Origin of the sequence: Shewanella inventionis (genome assembly GCF_014641855.1) — a bacterium.
GTDB classification, from domain to species: Bacteria; Pseudomonadota; Gammaproteobacteria; order Enterobacterales; family Shewanellaceae; genus Shewanella; species Shewanella inventionis.
Map to the genome: position 1 here is coordinate 1 of NZ_BMII01000107.1, position 1,141 is coordinate 1,141.

Here is a 1,141-nt window from a genome sequence, read left to right on the forward strand (position 1 = left end):
CGTTGTGTGAGTCTTTATTAAATATGAATAACTCAGGTGGAATAGTGACAATCACTTTTAAATATATGGGGAATGGTGTTATCAATTTAATTTCATGGAATTAGAAATCTATCAATTTGCAAATAAGAAAGCCATTATAGTGCAATTATAAGTGATAAATTCGCTCTAGTAACAATCAATATTTGTAGCGGCCGATAAATATTGGCCGTATTGAATCACCATTACTTCACATGTTTAGAATTTTCCATATTTTTCAAAACTGAAATCTATAGTGGTTCACTAAAACTGGCCACTGATATAGAATTTTCCCATATTTTTATTTATGCGAACAAGGCATACACTGATGGCATTCGTAACTCAGAAATGTCCATTTTCAAGTTAGCATGGACAACACATTTCTGCCCCAAAGTGTGTTAATCATTATTGAAGGGTACATTATCACCGCCTTCTTTTACTTACTTTCTGTAATGTAAGTTAATGATAATAAGCAGATTATCAGCATCTAAAGGTGCATTGAACATAAGATTAAAATGAAATCAAAAAATAGGGACAATTAGTACTCGTTTCAGATGTTGAGTCACTGTGAGTAAAATCAACACACTTATAATAGTTATTTTCCTTTACATTTAAATTATTATTTTTTAACATGCCGGCTTTCAAGGACAGAAAAAAGACTCAGGAATTAGATGTCGAGCCATTTCAACTCAGGTATTCAATGCTTAGCATTGATTGCCCGTTTTCACCAAATCCCCGCAGAGCCAAGCGCTTTACTTCGTGAATTTCAACATAATGATTGTACTGAAAATAAGACGCTATTAGCGGATATTAATTTAATTCGCGCGGCTAAAAGTGTTGGTTTTAAAGCTAAGTTTATTATCGATACAGCAGATAAACTTACCGACCATGTATTACCCGCTATAGCGCGACATATTGATGGTCACTTTTTCATTATCGTCAAGGTTACGAATGACGAAGTCTTAGTCCAAGACTTAACTGACGCTAGCACTAGTCCTACAGGGCGGGATTAAGCTTTGTTAAATCTTTTAACCAAAGAAAATCTCGCTCCTAAAATCGCCATTCCATGCTGCCTTTCTTATTTTGGTTGGTTTACTGGCTTTTAGTGGATGCTGCTCTAAAAGGT

General features: G+C 34.6%; 1 protein-coding gene. It reads left to right on the forward strand.

Annotated features, from left to right (window positions below):
* Window positions 1–686: 686 nt before the first annotated feature.
* The gene (locus tag IEW93_RS21770) at window positions 687–1,028 is read left to right on the forward strand and encodes a cysteine peptidase family C39 domain-containing protein (RefSeq protein WP_188741276.1); all 342 of its coding nucleotides are present in this window, start codon (window positions 687–689) and stop codon (window positions 1,026–1,028) included.
* The last annotated feature ends 113 nt before the right edge of the window (window positions 1,029–1,141 follow it).

Excerpts from the sequence above, each read along its gene's own strand:
- IEW93_RS21770 (WP_188741276.1), top strand. The coding sequence starts at position 687 with ATGTCGAGCCATTTCAACTCAGGTATTCAATGCTTAGCATTGATTGCC.